Annotated in this window: 18 protein-coding genes and 2 pseudogenes; 11 read left to right on the forward strand and 9 right to left on the reverse strand. The window is 72.4% G+C overall.

Annotated features, from left to right (window positions below):
• Nucleotides 1-262 precede the first annotated feature (262 nt).
• Nucleotides 263-1600: an MFS transporter gene (locus tag ACQPZA_RS34795; protein ID WP_433276524.1), complete on the reverse strand. Its 1338-nt coding sequence runs from the start codon at nucleotides 1598-1600 to the stop codon at nucleotides 263-265.
• Nucleotides 1601-1733: 133 nt separating this feature from the next.
• On the reverse strand, nucleotides 1734-3272 hold the full coding sequence (locus tag ACQPZA_RS34800) for an acyl-CoA synthetase (RefSeq protein ID WP_433276526.1): 1539 nt from the start codon (nucleotides 3270-3272) through the stop codon (nucleotides 1734-1736).
• A 191-nt stretch (nucleotides 3273-3463) separates the two neighbouring features.
• Here ACQPZA_RS34800 and ACQPZA_RS34805 point away from each other — a divergent pair, with 191 nt between their 5' ends.
• Nucleotides 3464-3979, forward strand: a complete 516-nt coding sequence (locus tag ACQPZA_RS34805; RefSeq protein WP_433276528.1) for a pyridoxamine 5'-phosphate oxidase family protein — start codon at nucleotides 3464-3466, stop codon at nucleotides 3977-3979.
• A gap of 7 nt (nucleotides 3980-3986) precedes the next feature.
• Here the strand turns inward: ACQPZA_RS34805 and ACQPZA_RS34810 are convergent, their stop codons facing one another.
• Nucleotides 3987-5054 (reverse strand): NAD(P)H-dependent flavin oxidoreductase, encoded by a 1068-nt coding sequence (locus ACQPZA_RS34810; protein ID WP_433276531.1) that lies wholly within the window; start codon nucleotides 5052-5054, stop codon nucleotides 3987-3989.
• Between the two features lie 42 nt (nucleotides 5055-5096).
• Nucleotides 5097-6137, reverse strand: coding sequence for an NAD(P)H-dependent flavin oxidoreductase (locus ACQPZA_RS34815; RefSeq protein WP_433276534.1), 1041 nt, complete (start codon nucleotides 6135-6137; stop codon nucleotides 5097-5099).
• Nucleotides 6138-6345: 208 nt separating this feature from the next.
• On the opposite strand from ACQPZA_RS34815, the gene ACQPZA_RS34820 reads away from it, so the two are divergent.
• Complete coding sequence (locus tag ACQPZA_RS34820) at nucleotides 6346-7338, forward strand: phosphotriesterase family protein (RefSeq protein ID WP_433276537.1); 993 nt, start codon at nucleotides 6346-6348, stop codon at nucleotides 7336-7338.
• A gap of 140 nt (nucleotides 7339-7478) precedes the next feature.
• Complete coding sequence (locus ACQPZA_RS34825; RefSeq protein WP_433276539.1) at nucleotides 7479-8360, forward strand: TetR/AcrR family transcriptional regulator; 882 nt, start codon at nucleotides 7479-7481, stop codon at nucleotides 8358-8360.
• A gap of 174 nt (nucleotides 8361-8534) precedes the next feature.
• On the opposite strand, the gene ACQPZA_RS34830 is transcribed toward ACQPZA_RS34825, so the two are convergent.
• From ACQPZA_RS34830 to ACQPZA_RS34840, 3 genes are all read right to left on the reverse strand, one after another.
• A complete protein-coding gene (locus tag ACQPZA_RS34830) occupies nucleotides 8535-9488 on the reverse strand; it encodes a DUF5996 family protein (protein ID WP_433276541.1) in 954 nt (317 codons plus the stop codon).
• 116 nt (nucleotides 9489-9604) lie between these two features.
• Nucleotides 9605-11239, reverse strand: a complete 1635-nt coding sequence (locus ACQPZA_RS34835) for an amidohydrolase (protein ID WP_433276543.1) — start codon at nucleotides 11237-11239, stop codon at nucleotides 9605-9607.
• 35 nt (nucleotides 11240-11274) lie between these two features.
• A complete protein-coding gene (locus ACQPZA_RS34840; RefSeq protein ID WP_433276545.1) occupies nucleotides 11275-11586 on the reverse strand; it encodes an antibiotic biosynthesis monooxygenase family protein in 312 nt (103 codons plus the stop codon).
• A gap of 194 nt (nucleotides 11587-11780) precedes the next feature.
• Between ACQPZA_RS34840 and ACQPZA_RS34845 the strand changes: the two genes are divergently transcribed.
• From ACQPZA_RS34845 to ACQPZA_RS34860, 4 genes and pseudogenes are all read left to right on the forward strand, one after another.
• Nucleotides 11781-13025 carry a M23 family metallopeptidase gene (locus tag ACQPZA_RS34845; protein WP_433276546.1) on the forward strand — a complete coding sequence of 415 codons (1245 nt, stop codon included), beginning with the start codon at nucleotides 11781-11783 and terminating at the stop codon, nucleotides 13023-13025.
• Between the two features lie 93 nt (nucleotides 13026-13118).
• Nucleotides 13119-13325 (forward strand): annotated as a pseudogene (locus tag ACQPZA_RS34850) (hypothetical protein); the annotation flags it as partial.
• 97 nt (nucleotides 13326-13422) lie between these two features.
• The gene (locus ACQPZA_RS34855; RefSeq protein ID WP_433276548.1) at nucleotides 13423-13734 is read left to right on the forward strand and encodes a DUF3040 domain-containing protein; all 312 of its coding nucleotides are present in this window, start codon (nucleotides 13423-13425) and stop codon (nucleotides 13732-13734) included.
• A 40-nt stretch (nucleotides 13735-13774) separates the two neighbouring features.
• Nucleotides 13775-14830: a lysylphosphatidylglycerol synthase transmembrane domain-containing protein gene (locus tag ACQPZA_RS34860; RefSeq protein WP_433276550.1), complete on the forward strand. Its 1056-nt coding sequence runs from the start codon at nucleotides 13775-13777 to the stop codon at nucleotides 14828-14830.
• Nucleotides 14831-14833: 3 nt separating this feature from the next.
• Here the strand turns inward: ACQPZA_RS34860 and ACQPZA_RS34865 are convergent, their stop codons facing one another.
• Nucleotides 14834-15442, reverse strand: coding sequence for a uracil-DNA glycosylase (locus tag ACQPZA_RS34865; protein ID WP_433276552.1), 609 nt, complete (start codon nucleotides 15440-15442; stop codon nucleotides 14834-14836).
• A 189-nt stretch (nucleotides 15443-15631) separates the two neighbouring features.
• Between ACQPZA_RS34865 and ACQPZA_RS34870 the strand changes: the two are divergent.
• The 4 genes and pseudogenes from ACQPZA_RS34870 to ACQPZA_RS34885 all read left to right on the forward strand — a co-directional run.
• Nucleotides 15632-16465, forward strand: a pseudogene (locus ACQPZA_RS34870) (Vgb family protein); the annotation flags it as partial.
• 59 nt (nucleotides 16466-16524) lie between these two features.
• Nucleotides 16525-17430 (forward strand): aminoglycoside phosphotransferase family protein, encoded by a 906-nt coding sequence (locus ACQPZA_RS34875; RefSeq protein ID WP_433276554.1) that lies wholly within the window; start codon nucleotides 16525-16527, stop codon nucleotides 17428-17430.
• Between the two features lie 199 nt (nucleotides 17431-17629).
• Entirely contained in the window at nucleotides 17630-18565 is a 936-nt protein-coding gene (locus tag ACQPZA_RS34880) for a hypothetical protein (protein ID WP_433276556.1), read from the forward strand.
• Nucleotides 18566-18588: 23 nt separating this feature from the next.
• The gene (locus ACQPZA_RS34885; protein ID WP_433276558.1) at nucleotides 18589-20898 is read left to right on the forward strand and encodes a heavy metal translocating P-type ATPase; all 2310 of its coding nucleotides are present in this window, start codon (nucleotides 18589-18591) and stop codon (nucleotides 20896-20898) included.
• Here the strand turns inward: ACQPZA_RS34885 and ACQPZA_RS34890 are convergent.
• Nucleotides 20888-21775, reverse strand: coding sequence for an SDR family NAD(P)-dependent oxidoreductase (locus ACQPZA_RS34890; RefSeq protein ID WP_433276560.1), 888 nt, complete (start codon nucleotides 21773-21775; stop codon nucleotides 20888-20890). The two genes, ACQPZA_RS34885 and ACQPZA_RS34890, sit on opposite strands and share 11 nt — an antisense overlap.
• Between the last annotated feature and the right edge of the window lie 15 nt (nucleotides 21776-21790).

Raw genomic sequence — 21790 nt, forward strand, 5'->3', positions numbered from 1 at the left:
TGCCTGGCTGCCTGCTCCGAGAGCCGGCGTCGCGGGCCGGACGGCGGCCCGGTGTCGGCACTGCCGCACAGAGTTGACCGAACACGCTACGCGCGGCCGCCGTGCCGGCACATCGGCTCTTCAGTGCAGTGCCGGCCGGTCTGCGGTCCGCTCCACGGCGCAGTGCACTGCGCCCGCTGCCGCACGCGGAACGGGCGACTCGCGCGCTCGGGGCGGGCGACTCGCGGACGGGAAAGGGGCGACTCGCGGGGGTGGGGGCCGGTCAGGGGTTCCTGGCGGCCGGTTCTCCCGTGACGGACGCGGTCCTCGTCAGCGTCAGGCCCGTGGTCTCCGGGGCGAGCGTCTGGGAGACGAGCGCACCGACCGCGCAGAGCGCCGCGCCGATGACCATCGAGGCGCCGATGCCGATGGTGGAGATCCCGACCGGGAGCAGGAACGTCCCGATGGCGGCTCCGATCCGGCTGAACGCGGAGGCGATGCCCACCCCGGTGGACCGGACGTCGGTGGGGAACACCTCGATCGGGTAGACGGCGGTCAGGTTGCCCGACAGGGCGTTGAAGAACGAGAACAGCGCGAAGCAGACCACGATCACCAGCGCGGGGGCGTGGGTCCACACCCCGACCACGAGCAGGGCCGCTGCCATGATCCAGAAGGGCCCGATGAGCTGCCTGCGACGCCCCATCCGCTCGATCGTCAGCATGCCCACCACGGCTCCCACCGCGGCGATGGCGTTCGCCGCGATCGTGCCCGCCCGGGGGTCCGCCAGCTGGAGCGCGGCGAACACCTGCGGCGCGAAGGTGAAGATGGCGAAGTAGGGAGCCACCAGGCAGGCCCAGAACGTGCAGACGAAGATCGTGCGCGGGCGCAGACCGGGGGCGAACAGGTCGCGCCAGCCGGCACCCGGCTTCTCCAGGCCGTACTCCTCGCCGTGGAAGTGCGCCTCTCCCCCGAGATGGCGGTCGACGATGGCGCGGGCCTCGTCGACGCGCCCCTGGTGCATCAGCCATCGCGGCGACTCGGGCAGCCCGATGCGCAGTGCCAGCACCACGAGGGCGGGCACCGCGCTCGTCACCAGCACCCACCGCCAGCTCCAGCCGGCCAGGTCGACGAGGGCGTAGGCGGCCACGACGGACACCAGGTAGCCGCCGTACCAGAACACCAGCAGCTTCGACAGCCTGCGCCCGCGTCCCCGCGTCGGGGCGAACTCGGCGAGCATCGCGGCGCCGATGGCGTACTCCGCCCCGATCGCGACACCGAGGAGCAGCCGCACGACGAAGAGCTGCCACGGCTCGGTCACCACTGCCTGCAGCAGGCCGAGGACGACGAAGGCGACGATGTCGATCAGGAACAGGCGCCTGCGGCCGAAGCGGTCGGTCAGGTAGCCCACGATCGGGGAGCCCAGGAAGATCCCGATCAACGAGGAGGCGCCGATCAGCCCGGCCCAGAGCGGGGAGATGTGCATGCTGGTGGCGATCAACGGGAGGACCACGCTGAGCACGCCGAGGTCGTAGCCGTCGAGCCCTTCACCCCACGCCGTGGCCAGGGTCAGGCGACGCAGGACACCGCGCTCGCCACGCGCCGCCTCAGCGCCTCCGCTCATCGTGCCCCTCGCCACCGGTCGCCGTCAGCGCGCAACCGTGACGACCGGGTCCCGCCCGCGCGGCCCGCCCCGTCGGCGAGCCGATCGACGGTAACCACCCCTCGTCGATCACGCTCGTCGTGACGACCGGCCGTCAGACCGACGACGGGTAGTTCGCACGGAGCTTGCCCTTCTGGAGCTTGCCGGCCTCGCTGCGCGGGAGCGCACCGGCGAAGTCGATACTGCGCGGGACCTTGTAGTGCGCGATCCGCTCGCGGAGGTAGGCGATCAGCTCCCCCGCCAGCTCCGGCCCGGCCGGGACGCCTGCGGCGGGCTGGACCACGGCCTTCACCTGCTCCCCCATGTCCGCGTCGGCGATGCCGAAGACCGCGACGTCGAGCACCGCGGGGTGCAGCGCCAGTGCGTTCTCGACCTCCTGCGGGTAGATGTTCACCCCACCGGAGATGATCACGAACGCCTTGCGGTCGGTGAGGAAGAGGTAGCCGTCCTCGTCCAGGTAGCCGATGTCGCCGGTGGTCCCCCAGTTGGCGTGTTCCGGGTGCTGCGACCGGCGGGTCTTCTCCGGGTCGTTGTGGTAGGTGAACGGGAACACGTCGCGCTCCACGTAGACGAGCCCCACCTCGCCGGTGGGGAGCTCCTTCCCGGCGTCGTCGCAGACGTGCAGGATGCCGAACGCCGGGCGCCCGACGGACCCGGGCTTCCGCAGCCACTCCGCCGAGTCGATCAACGTCATTCCCAGCCCCTCGCTGGAGGCGAAGTACTCGTGCAGGATCGGGCCCCACCACTCGATCATCTTCCGCTTGACCTCGACGGGGCACGGTGCGGCGCCGTGGAGGGCGAGCCGGTGCGAGGACAGGTCGTGGGCCGACCGCCGGTCGTCGGGCAGCTTGAGCATCCGGACGAACATGGTCGGCACCCACAGGCTGTGGGTCACCCGGTGCCGCTCGATCGCCTCCAGCGCAGTCGCGGCGTCGAACCGGGGCATGACCACGACCGCGCCTCCGGTGGCGTGGACGGTCCCGCAGAACGCCAGCGGCGCGGCGTGGTAGAGCGGCGCCGGGCACAGGTAGACGGTGTCGGCGTCGTAACCGTGGGCTTCGCGCAGGACCCGGGCCGCGGGCCGGACGTTGGCGTCGATCTGCTCGCCCGGCAGCGGCGGCCGGATCCCCTTGGGCTGCCCCGTGGTGCCCGAGGAGTACAGCAGGGTGGCACCGCGCGGCTGGTCGGCGGACGGCTCGTGGGACGCGGCGGTCAGTGCGGCCTCGTAGTCGTCGTACCCGTCCTGCGGGCCGCCCATCGCCAGGTGGAGCGCCACGCCGGGGGTCCGGCCGGGCAGCCCGGGGGTCGCCTCGGCCATCGCCGCCGAGACGACCAGGGCCTTCGCACCGCAGTCGGTCACGATGTAGGTGATCTCCGGTACCGACAGGTGCCGGTTGATCGGGGTGAAGTAGAGGCCGCTGCGCAGCGCCGCCCAGTAGACCACCCAGAACTCCGCGATGTTCTCCGCGAGGAGTGCGACGACGTCGCCGGGACGCAGCCCGGCGTCGTGGAGCACGTGCGCAAGCCGGACGGAGCGCTCGTCGAGCTCGGCGTACGTCATCACGGCGCCCGTGTCGGACATGACCACTGCCGGCTTGTCCGGCGTGAGCGCCGCGAAGGTTCCGGGGAACACCGTGTCTCCCGCCTGGAGGGTTCGCTCCGATCGTCGGCGCGTCCCTCACGGCGGTCAAGGCAGGGGGTGACCCGCCGGGGCGAGGGTCACACGCAGGACGGGTCTTCCGGACGCATCACCCGGCACCGATGAGAACCACCGCCCGGCGTGGTCCCCATCGCGACGACGACCACGCCAGGAGAGGACACGGGATGCCGAGCACCGAGCCGACCACGCAGATCGACCACCGTTACGGCGATGCGGAGGCCGTTCCCACCCCGTGGTCCACGGCCCAGGAGCACCTCGCGGCGGCAGAGGTCGCCTGGCTCTCCACGGTGCGACCTGACGGCCGGCCCCACGTCACGCCGCTGCTGACCGTGTGGCTCGACGGCGCGCTGCACATCTGCACGGGCGAGGTCGAGCAGAAGGCACGCAACATCGCGGCCAACCCGCACGTCGTGCTCACCACCGGCACCAACGCCCTGCACGGGGGGCTCGACCTGTCCGTGGAGGGACGGGCCGAACGCGTGACCGACCCGGAGCGGCTGCAGGTCCTCGCCGACGCGTGGGAGAAGAAGTACGGCAGCGAGTGGCACTTCGAGGTCCGCGACGGTGGGTTCGAGGGCGGGCACGCTCTGGCGCTCGTGTTCCGGATCGAGCCCGCCACGGTCTTCGGGTTCGGGAAGGGCCCCTACAGCCAGACCCGCTGGTGCTTCCCGGATTCCTGACCCCGGGTCAGGCGAGCAGGCCGGACGCGTCGCGCCACATCCGGGCCACCACCTCACCCGCCGGCTCCTCGGTGGCGAGCGCAGCGCTCTGCCCGGCCCAGTGGTTGACCTCGTCCATGCCGTCCGGTTCACCCCGCCGCAGCTGCCCGACGAGTCGGAGCTGATCCGGGAACGGCGCCGGACGTGGCGCGCCCGGCTCGGTCCAGGACCGTACGTACGGCGTGGGGGCCGCCCGCGCCAGCCGGCCGGAGTAGGCCCGCGTGGCCACGGTGGCCTCCGGAGCCAGGCCGTCCAGCGACGCGGCCCACTCCTTGCTGGTTCCCGTCTCGGGGCAGCGCAGCAACGCGGTGCCCACCTGTACCGCGCTCGCGCCCAACGCCAGCGCCGCAGCGACCCCGCGCCCGTCGGCGATCCCGCCCGCGGCGATGATCGGCACCTGCAGGTGGTCGGCGAACCGGGGAAGCAGGGCGAAGAGGCCGACGTCGGTGCGCTCGGCCGCCTCCTGGTCGAAGCTGCCCCGATGGCCGCCCGCCTCCATGCCCTGCGCCACGATCGCATCGGCGCCGGCCTCCTGGGCGGTGAGCGCGTCGTCGAGCGTGGTGGCGCAGGCGAACCAGGCGATCCCCTGCTCGTGCAACCGGCGGACGAAGTCCGGCTCGAAGACACCCATGATCGAGGAGATCACCGTGGGCCGGGCGGCCAGCATGGCCTCGCACTGCGCATCGAACGCCGGGGGCGGTGGCCCGGGGGCGTCGTCCGGCGTCCCGAACCGCCCGAGGAACTCGCGGGCCTCCGCGACCCGGCGCTCCCGCTCGTCGGGGTCGGCGACGGGCGGTTCCGGGATCCAGATGTTCAGCTGCAGTGCACCCGAGGATCCGGCGCGGAACTGCTCCACCCATTCCGCGATGCGCAACGGGGCGAACTGCAGCACGCCGGCGCCACCCATCCCGCCCGCCTCGGCCACCGCGACGGCCAGCTCGGGTGGACAGGCTCCTGCCATCGGAGCCTGCAGGATCGGCAGCCGCAGGCCGAACCGATCGCAGAACTCCTGCGCCCGCTGTCGTGCGTCCGCCACGGTCTCCTCCTTCGCGGTGCGTGCAGTTCCCCGCACACGCACTCAGCTCGTCGAGAGCAGACGGTGTGCCTCGCTCATCATGCCGGTGACGATCTGCTCGACGGGCTGGACGTCGCGGACCAGACCGACGCCTGCCCCCGCCGGGAACACCATCTCCTCCCACTCCCCGGTGGTGTCGACCGTGGGCGGGATCGCGCTGAACGTCGGCATGTCGTACGGGATCCGCGCGCTGTGCGGGAACAGGGTGGTGTGGCCGATCACTCCGGTGGGCGGGGGGTCGGGGATCTCGCTCTCCCGACCGGCCCACTCGGCGACGGCCCTGGTCGGCAGCAGGCGGTACCGATGCGCCGGCCACTCCGGTCCGAAGGCCGTGGTCACCACGGGCGGCCCGGCGGCGTCCACCAGCCGCCGCTTGTACTCGGGGTGAGCGGGGCTCTCGGCGGACGCGACGAGCCGGGTTCCGACCCACACCCCGTCGGCGCCCGCCCGCAGCGCGGCAGCGGCGGCCACCCCGTCGGCGATGCCGCCCGCCGCGAGGAGCAGCTGCTCGGGAAACCGGCCCCGGATCTCGGCGAGCAGGTCGTGCAGCGGGACCACCCCGCGGGCGTGGCCGCCCGCCTCCACGCCCTGCGCGACCAGGCCGACGACGCCGAGCCCGACCGCGCCCGCGGCGAGCTCGACCGAGGACACCTGCATCCACACCCGGGCGCCCGCATCGGTCAGCCGCCGCACCCAGTGCGCCGGCGGCAGGTCGTGGTGGAACACCACCAGCGGTACAGCGAGCTCGACGCAGGCGTCGACGTGCCCGTCCGTGGATGCCGGACCCATGCCGGTCTCGGCGCAGATCAGGTCCACGCCCCACGGGCCGTCGGTGAGCTCGCGCAGCTCGGCGGCCATCACGGGCAGGCTCGGTGGGGGATCGGGCGAGGCGCCGATGATGCCGAGGCCTCCCGCGTTGCTCACCGCCGCCACCAGCGGCGGATGGGCGACGAACCCCATGCCGGCGCCCACGAAGGGGTGCCGGAGCCCGTACTCGCGCGTCAGCCGGGTGCTGATGGTCGATTCGTCGCAACTCCAGTGCACTGGACGGTCCGCCGAATTCGTGTTCACACCGATCTGGTCCCCCATTTTTCCACTGGAGCACGGCCGTTAGCGCGGAGTCAATTCACCGCATTTATCGCGGAACGACCGAATGCTCTTCCGTCCACCGACACGACTTACCGGATGATCCGGATCCGTACCTGAATCTGACGTCACCATCGGTTACTGTTCCGGCCAAGCAGGTGCGCGCGTGACCGACGACGGAGGCGAAGTGGCAGGACAGGTGGAGACGATCCGAGGGCCGGTCGAGGCCGGCGAGCTCGGCACCGTGCTGATGCACGAGCACGTGTTCGTGGTCAACGAGGAGGTCCACCGCAACTACCCCGACTGGTGGGACGAGGAGCAGGGGATCGCGGACGCCATCATGCGGCTGAAGACCCTGAAGGACCACGGAGTGGACACGATCGTCGACGCCACCGTGGTCGGCCTCGGGCGCGACGTCGCGCGGGTGGCTCGGGTCAACGAGCAGGTGGACCTCAACATCGTCGCCTGCACGGGGTTCTACACCCTCGGCGATGTCCCGCCGTTCCTGATGTACCAGGGCCCGGGCACCGCCCTGGGCGGGGACGAACCGCTGATCGATCTGTTCGTTACCGACATCACGGAGGGCATCGCGGGCACCGGCATCAAGGCCGCGTTCCTCAAGTGCGCCATCGAGGCCGAGCTCACGCCCGGCGTGGAACGGGTGATGACGGCGGTGGCGGAAGCGCACAAGCGCACCGGTGTGCCGATCACCACGCACACCAGCAGCCCGCTCCGCACAGGTCTGGTCATGCAGGAGGTCCTCGGACGAGAGGGCGTCGACCTCGGCCGGGTGGTGATCGGCCACAGCGGCGACACCACCGATCTCGACTACCTGCGCACGCTGATCGGCAACGGCTCGTACGTGGGGATGGACCGGTTCGGGCTGGACATCTTCCTCCCGGCCAACGAGCGGGTGGCGACGGTCGCGGCCCTCGCCGCGGAGGGCCTCGCCGACCGGGTCGTGCTGGGCCACGACGCGTCGTGCCACATCGACTGGTTCCCGGCGGGCTTCCGCGAGCACGGCGCGCAGAACTGGCACCACACCCACATCCCGGACGACGTGGTTCCCGCCCTCCGCGAAGCCGGTGTGACCGAGGCCCAGCTCAGCACCATGCTGGTGGACAACCCCCGCCGGATCATGGCCCGGGACGGGCACTGACCTGGGGCTGCGCGCCGCATCACCACCCGGCCGGGGGGCACAAGGTACGTTCCGGTGGTGAACGGGCATGCGTCCCTCGTCGTCCCCCGTGACCCGCGTATCAGGGGGTCGCGGGTCACGGGGGACGGCGGTTCCGGGCGATGACCGAGCCCCGCGTGCGGCGAGGACGGAGCAGGCAACAGGCCGCGCTGGACCGCGTCGCCAAGCAGATGTTCGACACCTACGGCTACACCGACACCCACATCGCCGGCATCGCGCGCGAGGCAGGAGTGTCGCTGTCCACCTTCTACAGCCACTTCGGCTCGAAGGTGCGGGCGTATCGAGAGGTCATGGGCATGGAGCCGCCGTTGCCGGACGACGACGGCGAGCCAGGCAGGGCGCTGACGGCACGCGCCCGGCGCACCCGTGCCGCCCTGATCGCCGCCGCCCGGGAGTGCTTCGAACGGGACGCGTACCACGCGGTGCGCATCAGCGACATCGCGGAGCAGGCGGGCAGCGCGGTCGGGTCGTTCTACACCTACTTCTCCTCGAAGCAGGAGATCTTCACCGCCGTGCTGAACGGAGCACTCGCGGAGCTGTCGCAGCTGCGCTCGGAGGTCCCCGTCCCCGGCCCCCGGCCCGCAGTCACCCGGGAGGAGCGGCGGGCGCGCGCCGAGGAACGGATCCGGGCGGCGATCGAGTACTACTTCGACGGGTTCACGCTCCAGGCGACGATGGCGCTGCGCGTGGACGAGGCGGTGTCGATGCACCCGGAGCTGATGCCGCTGCGGCTGGCGCTCCACCAGGCGTCCGCCGAGCGCATCGCAGGCAGCGTGCGCCGTTGGCAGGAAGCGGGGATCGCCGACCGCGGCCTGGACCCCGAGCACACCGGCCACGCCCTCGCGGCGATGGTCGGTCACTCCACGCGCGTGTGGATCGCCTACGGGCAGGAGCACGACCGCGCCACCGCGATCGACACGCTGGTACGGCTGTGGGTCAACGGCATCGGTCTGGCCGTGGCAACCGACGCATCCTCCGGGTAGCCCGGTGGCGGCTCAACGACGCCACCCGGTCCTGGCCGGTACGGACGCCGGCGCGACGCGCCCGGCCGGGGCCGCGGCAGGCGACGGCGCGGGCAGTAGCTGTCGCTCAGCACGCGATCCATGGGTCTCCCTCAGCGCCCCGCTCCTGCGCCCGATCCTGCCGTGGCCGAGGGGTCACGCCTGCCGGGCACTGCGCCGCTCAGCCTCGATGACCGGGTCGGTGACGCCGCCTGCCGACGCCCAGCGGTCGATGTCCCAGCCCGCCCGGCCCGCGCCCGCCCGGTAGGCGCTGTCGTAGAACTCGAGCACCGCTCCTCGCGGATCCGGCTCCGCGCGCGCGTCGTCGTAGCGCAGCACGGCGAGGTGACTGCCGCCCCGCTCCACCCAGCCGGCCGCCGACGGACGCAGCGACTCCTCCGCCAGCCCTGCGGGCTCCGGCGACGTGTAGGAGTAGAAGGCCGGCTCGGGAAACGTCTCGTCACCGAACCAGAAACCGAAGCTGACCAGCTCCCGGGAGTAGGCCTCCCGGGTCACCGCGTCCGTCGACGGCGGGTGGTCGACGAGGGCGTCCCCGAACCGGGTGACGGCGACGTCGAAGGTGTGCCAGAAGTGGTGCACGGGGCTGGTCTTGCCGGAGTAGCCACCGGCGAACTCCTCGAGCAGCAGGTTCACCTGGCTCAGCACCCGCCAGTAGCGGGTCACCGCGACCGTGTCGTAGCGGGAGTGCTCGGTGTCCTCGGCGAAGGGCCGGTCCGAGTCGGGCAGATCGAACGGCCGGGGCTGCGCGATCGTGACGTCCGCCCCGACGGCGGACAGCCCGCGGCGTAGCTGTTCGTGGAAGCCGGCGACCGGCTGCCCGGCGAGGGGGAACGAGTACCGCCCGCCGGTGGTTGCGGCGACGTCGAGCCGGTGGTCCAGGAAGTCGAAGTCGATGGTGAAGATCGTGGCGCCGTCGGTCATCGGCCGGGTGGTGATACCGCGGCCGGTGACGTGGAAGGGCACGCTCCACCAGTGGTTGCGGCGCGGGCTGGCCGCCAGCCGGATCTTGCCGACGATCTGGGCGTAGCGGTGCAGCGTCGCGCGGGTGTCCTGCCAGTCCGCGTACGGAAGATCAGGGAACGGTTCCACACGGACGGCATGCCCGTCCCGGGAGGCGGCCACACTCGTCACATGGACACATATCGCTGAAAAACGGCTTCTGGAACAGCGACATGTGACCATGTCGCGCCAGGAGCGGGTCGCTCTCAGGCGGCCAGGTGCACCACTCGGCCGTCCACCACCGTCGCCTCTGGCGACAGGCTCAGCAGTTCGTCCAGCTCACGGGTGAACGGGTCGGCGGGGTAGGCGACCAGATCGGCCGGGGCGCCGGGCACGAGGGTCCCGGTGGCACCGCCGCCGAGCAGCCGGGCCCCCGCGGTGGTGTAGAGGTGCAACGCCTCGGTCCGGCTGATGGCGTGACCGGCACCGAGCAACCCGGCCGGCGTCCGGCGGGTGACCATGCCGTACACCCCCCGCAGCGGGTCGAGCGGACCGATCGGGTGGTCGGTGCCCGCGCTGATGCGCACGCCCGCGTCCATCAGCTCCCGGAGCGGGAACATCTCCGCCACCCGGTCGGCGCCCCAGGCAGCCACCAGCGGCTCGGCCAACCCCTCGAGCAGCGCCTGCTGCACGGTGACGGGGACCCCCAGCTCGGCCGCGTCGGCGATCCGGTCGCCCATGAGACCGCCGTGCTCGACCACGAGCATCCCCGGCGGGAGCGGCCCGGTTCGGCTCTTCACCGCCCGCACCGCGTCGAGCAGCAGCGCAACGGCACGATCGCCGAAAGCGTGCACGCCGGTCGGCCAACCCCGCCGCACCGCCACGGCCAGCGCGTGGGTCAGAGCGTCGAGGTCCCACATCAGCTCGCCGCGGTAGCCGGGCCGGTCGACGTACGGCTGCTCCAGCGCGCCGGCCTCCACACCCCCGTCGAGCACCATCTTCAGGCCCCACACCCGCACCAGCCCGGCGCCCACGCGCGGCCGGACGTCCTCGGCCTCGAGCCCGTCGAGGTAGGCGTCCATCGACCCGGCGGCCCCGATCGCTGCCGGCGTGGTCCAGATCATCGCGTGGCTGCGGACCGACAGGCGCCCGGCCGCCTCGGCGCTCACATAGGCCTGCCATTCCTGCGGGGTGACGGCCGGGTCGCGCACCGTGCCGATGCCGTGCGCCGCGTACTCGGCCGCCGCCCGGGCCAGGCCGTCCGAGAGCAGCGGGACGGGCGTCGGGGGGAGTACCCGGCGGGCGAACTCCAGTGCCGTGTCCTGCACCCATCCGGTCGGGCGCCCCGCGGCGTCGCGCGCGATGAAGCCGCCCGGCAGGTCGGCGGTGTCGGGCCCGATGCCCGCCAGCCGCAGCCCCTCCGAGTTGAGCACGCCGTTGTGCCCGCCACGCAGGACGAGCACCGGGTGGTCGGTGGTGGCGCCGTCCAGCTCGGTCGCCGTCGGCAGCCTGCGCTCCGACAGCCGCACCTCGTGCCAGTCGGCGGCAGTGACGATCCAGCTTCCCGGCGGCGTGCGGGCGGCGCGCTGCCGGATCAGCTCGACGAACTCCGGGATGTCCCGGGCCCGGGACACCGCCACCCCGAGGACGTTGCGGGCCGCGAACATCAGATGGTTGTGGGTGTCGACGAACGCCGGGAGCACGACGAGGCCGGGGTCGTCGAGCACCGTGGTCTCCGGTCCGACCAGGTCGGCCAGCCTGTCCCACTCGCCCAGGCCCCTGCTCAGCGCGACGATCCGGCCCTGCCGGATCGCGACGCCCGTCGCGAGCGGAGCGGCGGGATCCATCGTGTGCACGGTGCCGGCCCGCACCACGAGATCGGCGGCCTTCGCGTCTGCCATGACCCCTGCCTACCCCGACCGCGGCCTCATCGGCGTCAGGCAGGCGGCTCGCCGCGCGCCTCGACCACCACCTCGTGCCAGGCAATCGCGCTCTCGCCCTCCTGCAGTCCCTCCATGCGGGTGCGGGTCTCGGCGAACGCGCCCTCCTCGTGCCAGGCCTGCCAGTCCGCGCGGCTCTGCCACGTGCCGACGACCACGCGCTTGTTCTGCCCGTCGAGCGGGATGAGCAGCTGGCCACCCACCCATCCCGGGCGACCCCGTGCGGCTGCCAGCCGCTCCCGCATCGCTGCGTCCCACTCCGGTTCGGAGCCGCGTTCGAGCGTCACTTCCGTGATGACGGTCATCATGTCGACCAGATCCCCTTCCGCGCGGTGACGCACCAGGGTTTCCCGCGGCACTCGATCCCACTCACACGAACGGCTTCGGGGCGGGGACGGGGGGTAACGCCCCCGGTCCACAGCCGAGTTCCCCCGGTAGAGCTTTTCCGAGTCCGGCGCCGCCGCCGGGGGACAACGGTGCGCCCGCCCGAGTAGGAGCGGTGATGGCACCGTCGCGGCGTGGAACGGCAGTGGCCGGGTTGCTGGCCGCCGGGGCGATGGTCATCACGGGGTGCGTCGCAGCACCGAAGCCCGCCGAGCCCGGCGTGACCCCCACCACCAGCCCGATCAGCGGCGAAACGCGGACGACCACCACGGCCACCGCGCTTACGCCGCTGCTCGTCACGGCCCGAGGGCCCGTGGTGCCGTTCACCGGCTCCGACGGCAAGGTCATCGTCACCTACGAGCTGGCGCTGGAGAACACCACACCGCTCACGCTGACCCCGACCAAGGTCGAGGTGCTCGCCCCGTCCGGGGCGGTTCTCCAGACCCTCGACCAGGCCCAGGCCGCGGCGGCGCTCGCCCAGCCCACGAAGCGCGGGGGCGTCCAGCAGCTCACCGAAGCGCAGACGGCCACGCTGTACGTCACGCTCGAGTTCGGCGCCCGGCCCGACGTCCCCGACCGCCTCGACAACCGGATCACGGTCTCCGCCCCGGGCCTGCCAGCCGGAACGGCAACGGCTGGCCCGGTTCCCGTCACCGTCTCCCCGTTCCCGCCGCCCGTGCTGGGCCCGCCGTTGGAACCCGGCACCCGCTACGTCGCCGCCGACAGCTGCTGCGACTCCCCGCGACATCGCCGGGCGCCGCTACCGATCGACAACCGGGTGTGGCTCGCTCAGCGGTTCGCCGTGGACTGGGAGCAGCTCGACGACCGGAACCGCACCGTCACCGGGGAGAACCCGGCGGACCCCGCCGACTACACGATCTACGGCAAGCGCACGATCGCGGCCGCCGACGGCACCGTCGTCCACGTGGAGAACGGCCTGCCCGACCAGAAGCCCGGTGCGCTCCCCGCCACCACCAGCCCCGCGCAGGCCGACGGGAACAGCGTCGTCATCGACATCGGCGGCGGCCTCCACATGTTGTACGCGCACATGCAGAACGGCTCCATCGTCGTCAACGAAGGACAACGGGTCACCCGGGGCGAGCAGCTCGGGCTGGTCGGGAACTCCGGCAACACCTCGGCGCCACACCTGCACTTCCACGTGATGGACGGGCCGTCGCCGCTCACCTCCGAAGGCGTGCCCTACACGATCGACTCGTTCGCGACCACCGGGGAGATCACCTCCACCGCAGCCTTCGACGAGCTGGAGAACACCACGCGCCCCCTCCCCGTCCAGCCCCTCCCGGGCGACGGCCGGCACCGGGACCAGATGCCGCTGGACCGCGTGCTCGTGACCTTCTCCTGACCCGCCTTCCGGCCGCCCGCGGGGGCAGGCGCTGAAGATCGTGACAGCGATTGTGGCGATGCCTCGCGCGTAGGATGTGGGGGAAACCGCGGGCTCATGAAGTTCGTGATCAACGCCGACACGGACGAGATCCTCGGCGCCCCGCTCCTCCGCATCGACGCGCAGGAGATCATCAATACGGTCCGCTGTCGCCGTGCGGCACGGCGTCACGCGGCCGCGCTCTGCGATGCGATCGACACCCACCCCAGCCCTACCGAAGCGTTTCGACAGCGTTCGACGAGGCGCTCGTCACCCTGGTAACGGCCGACGAGCCTCAGGTCGGCACCGCGACCCCCGGAGAGGATCCCACGTCCATGACGGAGCAGGAGCCGGCCCGGCCGCCGTCGGTGGTCAACCCATGAGCCTGGACCACCATGACTTCCTGCAGCTGAGCAGGATTGCAGAATCAGTGCGAAGAAGTGATCCCGAACTGGCTCGCACACTCGCTGCGCCGATGGGGCCACAGCGTTCTTCGTGGCAGATCATCGCCTACGTCACACTGTTCTCTTCTGCAATACTGTTGGTGACGGGGCTGGCGATCGGTGCTGTCCTACCTGCCGCAGCAGGAGGGATTGTCCTGATCACGATCTATCCGTTTCTTCTGATCAAGGAGAAGAAGCGATCACATCACAGGAACGCTCGATCGAAACGGAACCGGCCGGGGACGTGACCAGAGGCAACGACCAGCAGACGACGCCGGCACGGCGCTGATGCTCAAAAAGCATTGGCAGACGATCGCGCACTGGGTGGTCGTGGGCGTGGCGATCGGCTATCTGGCCTGGCTGGTGCCCGGACTGGCTTCGGAGGCCAGCACCGCCATCGGGCAGCTGGACCACCTGCGGTGGGGGTGGTTCCTGGTCGCGGTCGTGTGTGGGCTCGCGCCGCTCGTCCTCTACGGCGAACTGCACCGGCAGCTCCTCCGGGTGGGCGGGAGCACCCTGCCGTTCACCACGGTGCAGGGCATCAACTTCGTCGAGAACGCCGTGTCCACCACGGTGCCCGTCGTCGGGGGCGCCGGTGCCATCGTCTATGCGATCGACCAGCTGCGACGCCGCGGGGTCGACTCGGCACTGGCCTCCTGGTCGGTGCTCATGGCCGGGGTGCTCGCCACGCTCTGCCTGCTGGTGATGGGTGTACTCGGGCTGGGCCTGGCCGGCCACGTCCCGATCGCCCTCGCCGTGGTGCTCGCCGCGGTGATCATCCTGGGCTCCATCGGCGCGTGGAAGGTGGTCACGCATCCCGCCGTGCTGCGGAACACCCTGCACCTGGCGGTGATGCTGGCCCGCTGGATTCCCGGGGTGTGCCACACGTGCCGGGATACCTGGACGGTGCGCGCCGACGAGGTCGCCCAGCGGCTGTCCACCCGGATCACGCTCCTGCAACCGAGCGTCAGCCAGTGGCTCGGCCTGACCGCGCTGGCGGCGTCCACGTGGGTGCTGGACTTCCTGAGCCTGGCTGCCAGTGTCGCCTCGGTGGGCGCCCCGGTGCCCTGGGGAGTGCTCCTGGTGGGCTTCCTGCTCGTGCAGGGCAGCATCGCTCTGCAGATCTCTCCCGGTGGTGCCGGCCTGGCCGAGACGAGCCTGCTCGCCGCGCTGGTCACCTCCGGTGTCGCCGCCGGTCCGGCGGCGGCGAGCGTGCTGATCTACCGGTCCATCACGTGGCTGGGTCTCGCGATGCTGGGCTGGATCGTGTACGCGTTCTGGATCCACACCGCCCCGCTCCACCTCCACCGGCACGCACCCGAGCTCAGCGAGGCACGCAGCTGACGGTCAGCGGATGACGGCCGCGACGTCGCGATAGGCGCTCTCCCGGTGCTCGGCACGGGCGCGCCGCACCTCGGGGTCGCGGTGGAACAGCGCCTGACGGCCGGGGTGGAACGTCGCGACCACCTTCTCGACCCGGCGGGCCGGCACCGGGTGCCGCCTGGCCAGGCGCTCCCAGCCGGCTCGGGCGTGGGCTCCCTGCAGGAACACCACGCGGATGTCGGGCATGAGCTCGATGAGCTGCACCAGCGGTGCCACGCCCGCGTCCAGCTGGGCCGCCCCGGGAGCGGCGTTGATGTACCAGGGGTAGGCGTTCCACGGCGTGATGTCCGCAGCCCCGATGCCGACGTCCGTGAACATCTGCAACTGCCGCTCGGCAGTCGGGTCGTCGTTCTCGATGCACAGGAACCCCGACCCCGCCCCGTCCCGGGTGGCCGGCCCGGGGTCGCGCAGGATGCTGAGCACGCGGGCCGAGGTGCCGCCGTGGAGCGGAGCGACGTGGGGCAGCCAGCCGCGCGCGTCACCGCGCAGGGCGTCGACCATCTCGTTGATGGGACGCACGTGCGGGGCATAGCGGCCGGCCTCCTGGGCCGCCCGGAAGGCAGGATCAGCCATTCTCCTCGGCATCGCGGCAGCATGCCCGATCAGCTGGGCGAGCGGCACGGCGTATTGCCGCGACAGCGACGACGTCGCTCCGCTCTACTGCACGCGCCGCTTGTCGAACGGCGAAGGAGAATGCTTCGTGCCGAAAGCTGATTTCATCAGGACGATCACCCGCACACCGGGGGCGCGCCGGGCAGCGGCCCGTACGCGGTGGTCGTCGATCCGCAGGACGCCACCTGGACCACGCTCGTCCACTCCGGCCAGGTCGCCCGGCTGCCCGCCGCCGGACCGGTCGAGATCCACGATCTCGGCAACCCGGCCTGCCGCCCGTCGCAGGTGACGATGGGGCCGGACGGGGCGCTGTGGGTCACCCGCAACGGCGACGACCGCATCGACCGCATCACCGCCGACGGAACCCGCCGGAGCTTCGCCGTTCCCGACGGAGCCGGGCCGTACGGCCTCACCACCGGACCCGACGGGGCGCTGTGGTTCACGGCGCTGGGCGCCGGGGCCATCGGCCGCCTCGACCTCGACGGGAACGTGTCCATGACCGTGCTGCCCGACGGCGGGGCGCCCGCGATGATCACAGCGGGTCCGGACGGCGCGCTGTGGTTCACGCTCAACCGGTCGGGCGCACTCGGACGCATCGACGTCGACCGGGACATCACCCTGCACCGGCTACCCGATCCCGCCTGCGGGCCGGTCGGCATCACCGCCGACGCAGCCGCGATCTGGTTCGTCGAGATCGACGCCGGGCGCGTCGGCCGCATGTCACCTGCCGGAGATCTCCAGGAGTTCGACCTGCCGGACCGCTCGGCGCGGCCCCACGCCATCACCTCCGACCGCGCCGGTGGCTGCTGGGTCACGCTCTGGTCCGGCCACTCGGCGGCGCGCATCACCGAACGCGGTGAGATCGCGGAGCTCCACACGTTTCACGACGGCGACGAGCCGCACGGCATCGCCATGGCCGCGGACGGCTCGGTCCTGGTGGCTCTGGAGAGCGGAGACATCGCACGCCTGCACCCCGGCCGCTGACGCCCCCGCGTGCGCGAAATCGGTCGCCCCGGGAACGCGGGGGCGTCAGGATGCGCGCGATGCACCGCGACCGGATCGACGCCGCCCTCGCCGCGCGGCTGGTCTCCGCGCAGTTCCCCGAGTGGGCGGACCTCGCGGTCGTCCCGGTCGAGGTGGACGGCTGGGACAACCGCACGTTCCGCCTCGGGGACACCATGACGGTGCGGCTCCCGAGCGCCGAGGGTTACGTGCAGAGTGTCGCGAAGGAGCACACCTGGCTGCCGCGGCTGGCACCGCACCTGCCGCTCCCGATCCCCGTCCCGCTGGCCCTGGGCGCTCCGACCGACGAGTACCCGTGGCCGTGGTCGGTCCGCCGCTGGATCGACGGGCACCTCGCCACTCCCGGACGGATCGGCGACCTCGTCGCCTTCGCCCGGGATCTCACCGGCTTCCTCGTGGCACTGCGGCACGCCGACGCTGCGGGCGGGCCCGCGGCGGGCGCACACTGCTTCTTCCGGGGCGCCCCGCTCGCGGTCTACGACGCGGAGACGCGCGAGGCCGTCGAGGCGCTCGGGTCGCGGGTCGACGGTGACGGCGCGACCGGCGCCTGGGACGCCGCCCTCGCCGCGCCCTGGACCGGGGCGCCGGTCTGGTTCCACGGCGACATCGCGTCCAACAACCTTCTCGTCGACGACGACGGCCGCCTCGCCGCGGTCATCGACTTCGGCACGTGCGGGGTGGGCGACCCCGCCTGCGACCTGGTCATCACGTGGACGCTCTTCCACGGCGAGAGCCGCGAGACGTTCCGGTCCCTGATGCCTGCCGACGACGCGATGTGGGCGCGGGCCCGGGGCTGGGCACTGTGGAAGGCGCTCATCACCATCGACTCCCCGGACGTCACGCCCGCCGTGTCGGCGGAGGCGGCCCGTATCGCCGACGACGTCATCGCGGAGCACCTGGCGGTCTCGGTGGGCGTCGGTCCCTGATCTCCGGGTACCCCCCAGGGGTACTGCTCCGTTCGACTGATCTTCCTCGCGCGCTCCCACCCGCGGTGCTAACGTCCCGTTCGCAGATACGGATACCCCCTACCTGTATCTGACGAGAGGACCTCTCTGATGAGCGAGAACACCTGACGCGCCGCCCACTGGCCGCCGACAGCAGCGCTCGACCAGGACGGACAAGGACATGAACACCACCGCGAAACTCGCCGCGTACGGCGCGGCGCTCGCCCTGCTCGTGGGCGTCGGATACGTCGCCGGAAGCGCCGTCGGCCCCCGCTCCGTCGCCGCTGCCGGCTCCGGCGCGTCCGGCGCGTCACCCTCCCCGGCCGCGGACATCGTCGTGGCGGCCGCGCCGGATCTGCCCGGCGGGCTGGCGTCGAGCAGGGACGGTTACACCCTGACGCCCACCGACCCGAGGCTCACCCCCGCAACCCCCACCGAGTTCGCCTTCCGCATCAGCGGGCCCGACGGGAGGCCCGTCACCGCGTTCGACGTCGAGCACGACAAGCGGATGCATCTGATCGTCGTGCGCCGCGACACCGCCGCCTACCAGCACGTCCACCCCGAGATGGGAGTCGACGGCACGTGGCGGGTGGCGCTGACCCTCCCGGCGGCGGGCTCCTACCGCGCGTTCGCCGACTTCACGCCCACCGGCGCGGACGCCACCACATTGGGCGTCGACCTGGTCGCCGCAGGCGCCTTCGAGCCCGTCACGCACGCAGCGAGCCGGACGGCCCTGGTCGACGGGTACACCGTCGAGCTGACCGGCGAGCTCGTGCCAGGACAGGACTCGCCGGTGACACTGACGGTCAGCAAGGACGGCACCCCGGTCACCGACCTGCAGCCCTACCTGGCGGCCTACGGGCACCTGGTCGCGCTGCGCGAGGGTGACCTCGCCTACCTGCACGTCCATCCCGACGGCACCCCCGGGGACGGCCGCACCGCCGCGGGACCGCAGATCTCGTTCCTCGCCGCGGTCCCCAGCGCGGGCACCTACCGGCTGTTCCTGGACTTCCGGCACGGCGACGTCGTCCGCACCGCGGAGTTCACGGTGCCGACCGGCGCCGCGGTCGCGGACGTCGCACCGCCGACCGGTCACAGCGACGGCCACGGCCACTGATCATGAAAGGCGCAGCCGGATCGATGACCATCACCACGGCGCCCGCGGACGCCCCCACCACCACCACCACCGACATCGAGCTCACCATCGGCGGCATGACCTGCGCGTCCTGCGCGAACCGGATCGAACGGAAGCTGAACAAGCTCGACGGGGTCACCGCCACGGTCAACTACGCCACCGAGAAGGCGAGGGTCACCGCACCCGCCGGCGTCGCACCGGCGGTGCTCGTCGCCCAGGTGGAGGCTGCCGGCTACACGGCCACCCTGCCCGCACCTCCCGCGGCCACCGGCAGCTCACCCGGGCCCGAGGAGCCGGACGCGACGCTGCCGTTGCGGCACCGCCTGCTCGCCGGCGCCGCGCTCACCGTGCCGGTGATCGCCATGGCGATGGTCCCCGCTCTGCAGTTCACCTACTGGCAGTGGATCTCGCTGGTGCTCGCCGCACCGGTGGTGACCTGGGCGGCCTGGCCGTTCCATCGGGCGGCCTGGGTGAACCTGCGCCACGGCGCCGCGACCATGGACACCCTGGTGTCGATCGGGGTGCTCGCGGCGTTCCTCTGGTCGCTCTACGCCCTGCTGTTCGGCACCGCGGGCGTGCCCGGCATGACCCATCCGTTCGAGCTGACCGTCGCCCGTGGCGACGGCGCCGGGAACATCTACCTCGAGGTCGCCGCCGGCGTCACCACGTTCATCCTGGCCGGGCGCTACTTCGAGGCGCGATCCAAGCGCCGCGCCGGCGCCGCCCTGCGCGCGCTGCTCGAACTGGGCGCCAAGGAGGTCACCGTCCTGCGGGACGGCGCCGAGATCCGGGTCCCGGCCGACCAGCTCGCCGTCGGCGACCGGTTCGTCGTCCGTCCCGGCGAGAAGATCGCCACTGACGGCGTCGTGGAGGCCGGAGCGTCGGCCGTCGACGCCTCGATGCTCACCGGGGAGTCGGTGCCGGTCGAGGTCGGGCGCGGCGACACGGTGGTCGGAGCCACCGTCAACGCCGCGGGCCGGCTGGTCGTGCGGGCCACCCGGGTCGGGTCCGACACCCAGCTCGCCCGGATGGCCGGGCTGGTCGAGGACGCCCAGAACGGCAAGGCGCCGGTGCAGCGGCTCGCCGACCGGATCTCCGGGGTGTTCGTCCCGATCGTCATCGCACTGGCCGCGGCCACCTTCGGCTTCTGGCTCGGCACGGGCGGTGGGGCCGCCGGCGCCTTCACCGCGGCGGTGGCCGTGCTGATCATCGCCTGCCCGTGCGCGCTGGGCCTGGCGACGCCGACCGCGCTGCTGGTGGGCACGGGGCGGGGCGCACAGCTGGGCATCCTGATCAAGGGGCCCGAGGTGCTGGAGTCCACCCGCCGGGTCGACACTGTCGTGCTCGACAAGACCGGCACCGTCACGACGGGGCAGATGAGCCTCGTCGCGGTGACCATGGCCGAGCCGGCCGCGGCCGGTGCCGACGGCATCGACGAGGACGGCGTGCTGCGGCTGGCCGGTGCGCTCGAGAACGCCTCGGAGCACCCGGTCGCCACCGCGATCGCCCGCGGCGCCACCGAACGCGTCGGCGCCCTGCCTGAGGTCGAGGAGTTCGCCAACCACGAAGGCCTCGGCGTCCAGGGCGTGGTCGAGGGCCACGCGGTGCTGGTCGGGCGGCCGGAGCTGCTGGAGCAGCGGAGCCAACCCCTGCCCGACGGTCTCGCCGCGGCGAAGGCCGCGGCCGAGGCACAGGGCCGCACCGCGATCGCCGTTGCCGTCGACGGCACCCCCCGGGCCGTGCTGGTGGTCGCCGACACCGTCAAGCCCACCTCGGCGCAGGCCGTCGCCCGGTTCCGGGCGCTCGGCCTCACCCCCGTGCTGCTCACGGGCGACAACACGGCCGTGGCGCACGCGGTCGCCGCCGAGGTCGGCATCGACCCCGGCCCCGACACCGTGATCGCGGGGGTCCTGCCTGCCGACAAGGTCGAGGTGATCACGCGGCTGCAGGAGCAGGGCAAGGTCGTGGCGATGGTCGGTGACGGCGTGAACGACGCCGCCGCACTCGCCCAGGCCGACCTCGGCATGACCATGGGCACCGGCGCCGACGTCGCGATCGAGGCGGGCGACATCACCCTGGTGCGCGGCGACCTCCGCGCCGCCGCCGACGCGATCCGGCTGGCCCGGTGCACCCTGACCACGATCAGGGGCAACCTGTTCTGGGCCTTCGCCTACAACGTCGCCGCACTGCCCCTCGCCGCCGCCGGGTTGCTCAACCCGATGCTGGCCGGTGCCGCGATGGCGTTCAGCTCCGCCTTCGTCGTGGGCAACAGCCTGCGGCTGCGTGGGTTCACCTCCCGCGGTGTCAGCGGGTGAGCAACTGGTCCTGCGACCGCGGAGGGGTTCCGCCGTACCACGGCAGCACCCGGCCGAACCGGACCAGCTCGCCGTAGGTGGCGGGATCGAGTGCGTCGGACAGCACCAGGTCGAGCACGGCTCCGGCCGCCTCCGAGGGGGTCTGGGCCCGGCTGAAGTCGTCGAACCACGGCCGGGAGGTGGGCGTGTCCACGAGCCCCGGACAGACGGCCGCGACGAGCGTGCCGTCGGGCAGATCGGCTGCCCGACGCTCCGCTGCAACCGCCCGCACGGCCGCGACCTGGGCCACCTTGGACGGCACGTTGAGCCACCGTGGCCAGCCCTGCGCCTCGGCCGTGCCGGCGTGGACGGCCGCGCGCCAGGACTCGACGACCTGCTCGACCTCGTCCAGGGTGGCGCCGTCGAACAGGGGGTGGAGCCGGGGGTCGAGATGGCCGAGCGTGCCCAGCGAGCTGGCCACCACGATCAGCCGTCCGCCGGGTCGCAGCACCGGGCCGAAGGAGCGCAGGACCGCATGGGTGCCGCCGTTGGCGACGCCGATGGCCTCGTCGGCCTGCTCGGACTGGGGCCGGTCCGGGGTGACCCGGGCGACCGCGTTGGAGATCACGATGTCCACTCCGCCGTAGCGCTCGTCGAGCTCGGCAGCCATCCGGGCCACGGCGTCGGCGTCGCTGACGTCGAGCACCCTGCCTTCGACACGGCTCCTCGTGCCGGCCGCCGCGACGACGCGCGAGGTGGCGTCCGCGACGCGTCCGGCATTGCGCCCGGTGAGCAGCACCAGGTCGTCCGGGCCCATCCGGGCCCCCAGCCCCTCGACGAGCGCGAAGCCGAGTCCTTGGTTCGCCCCGGTGACCAGTGCGATGCGTGGCGTTGTCACGTCCCCCACGCTAGG

Source organism: Pseudonocardia xinjiangensis (assembly GCF_050948425.1).
Lineage (GTDB): Bacteria > Actinomycetota > Actinomycetes > Mycobacteriales > Pseudonocardiaceae > Pseudonocardia > Pseudonocardia xinjiangensis.

Coding starts and splice junctions, on each gene's coding strand:
- ACQPZA_RS34845 (WP_433276546.1), top strand. CDS start 11,781: ATGGCACCGTCGCGGCGTGGAACGGCAGTGGCCGGGTTGCTGGCCGCC.
- ACQPZA_RS34865 (WP_433276552.1), bottom strand. CDS start 15,442: ATGGCTGATCCTGCCTTCCGGGCGGCCCAGGAGGCCGGCCGCTATGCC.
- ACQPZA_RS34855 (WP_433276548.1), top strand. CDS start 13,423: ATGAGCCTGGACCACCATGACTTCCTGCAGCTGAGCAGGATTGCAGAA.
- ACQPZA_RS34825 (WP_433276539.1), top strand. CDS start 7,479: ATGACCGAGCCCCGCGTGCGGCGAGGACGGAGCAGGCAACAGGCCGCG.
- ACQPZA_RS34885 (WP_433276558.1), top strand. CDS start 18,589: ATGACCATCACCACGGCGCCCGCGGACGCCCCCACCACCACCACCACC.
- ACQPZA_RS34860 (WP_433276550.1), top strand. CDS start 13,775: ATGCTCAAAAAGCATTGGCAGACGATCGCGCACTGGGTGGTCGTGGGC.
- ACQPZA_RS34840 (WP_433276545.1), bottom strand. CDS start 11,586: ATGATGACCGTCATCACGGAAGTGACGCTCGAACGCGGCTCCGAACCG.
- ACQPZA_RS34875 (WP_433276554.1), top strand. CDS start 16,525: ATGCACCGCGACCGGATCGACGCCGCCCTCGCCGCGCGGCTGGTCTCC.
- ACQPZA_RS34805 (WP_433276528.1), top strand. CDS start 3,464: ATGCCGAGCACCGAGCCGACCACGCAGATCGACCACCGTTACGGCGAT.
- ACQPZA_RS34795 (WP_433276524.1), bottom strand. CDS start 1,600: ATGAGCGGAGGCGCTGAGGCGGCGCGTGGCGAGCGCGGTGTCCTGCGT.
- ACQPZA_RS34835 (WP_433276543.1), bottom strand. CDS start 11,239: ATGGCAGACGCGAAGGCCGCCGATCTCGTGGTGCGGGCCGGCACCGTG.
- ACQPZA_RS34880 (WP_433276556.1), top strand. CDS start 17,630: ATGAACACCACCGCGAAACTCGCCGCGTACGGCGCGGCGCTCGCCCTG.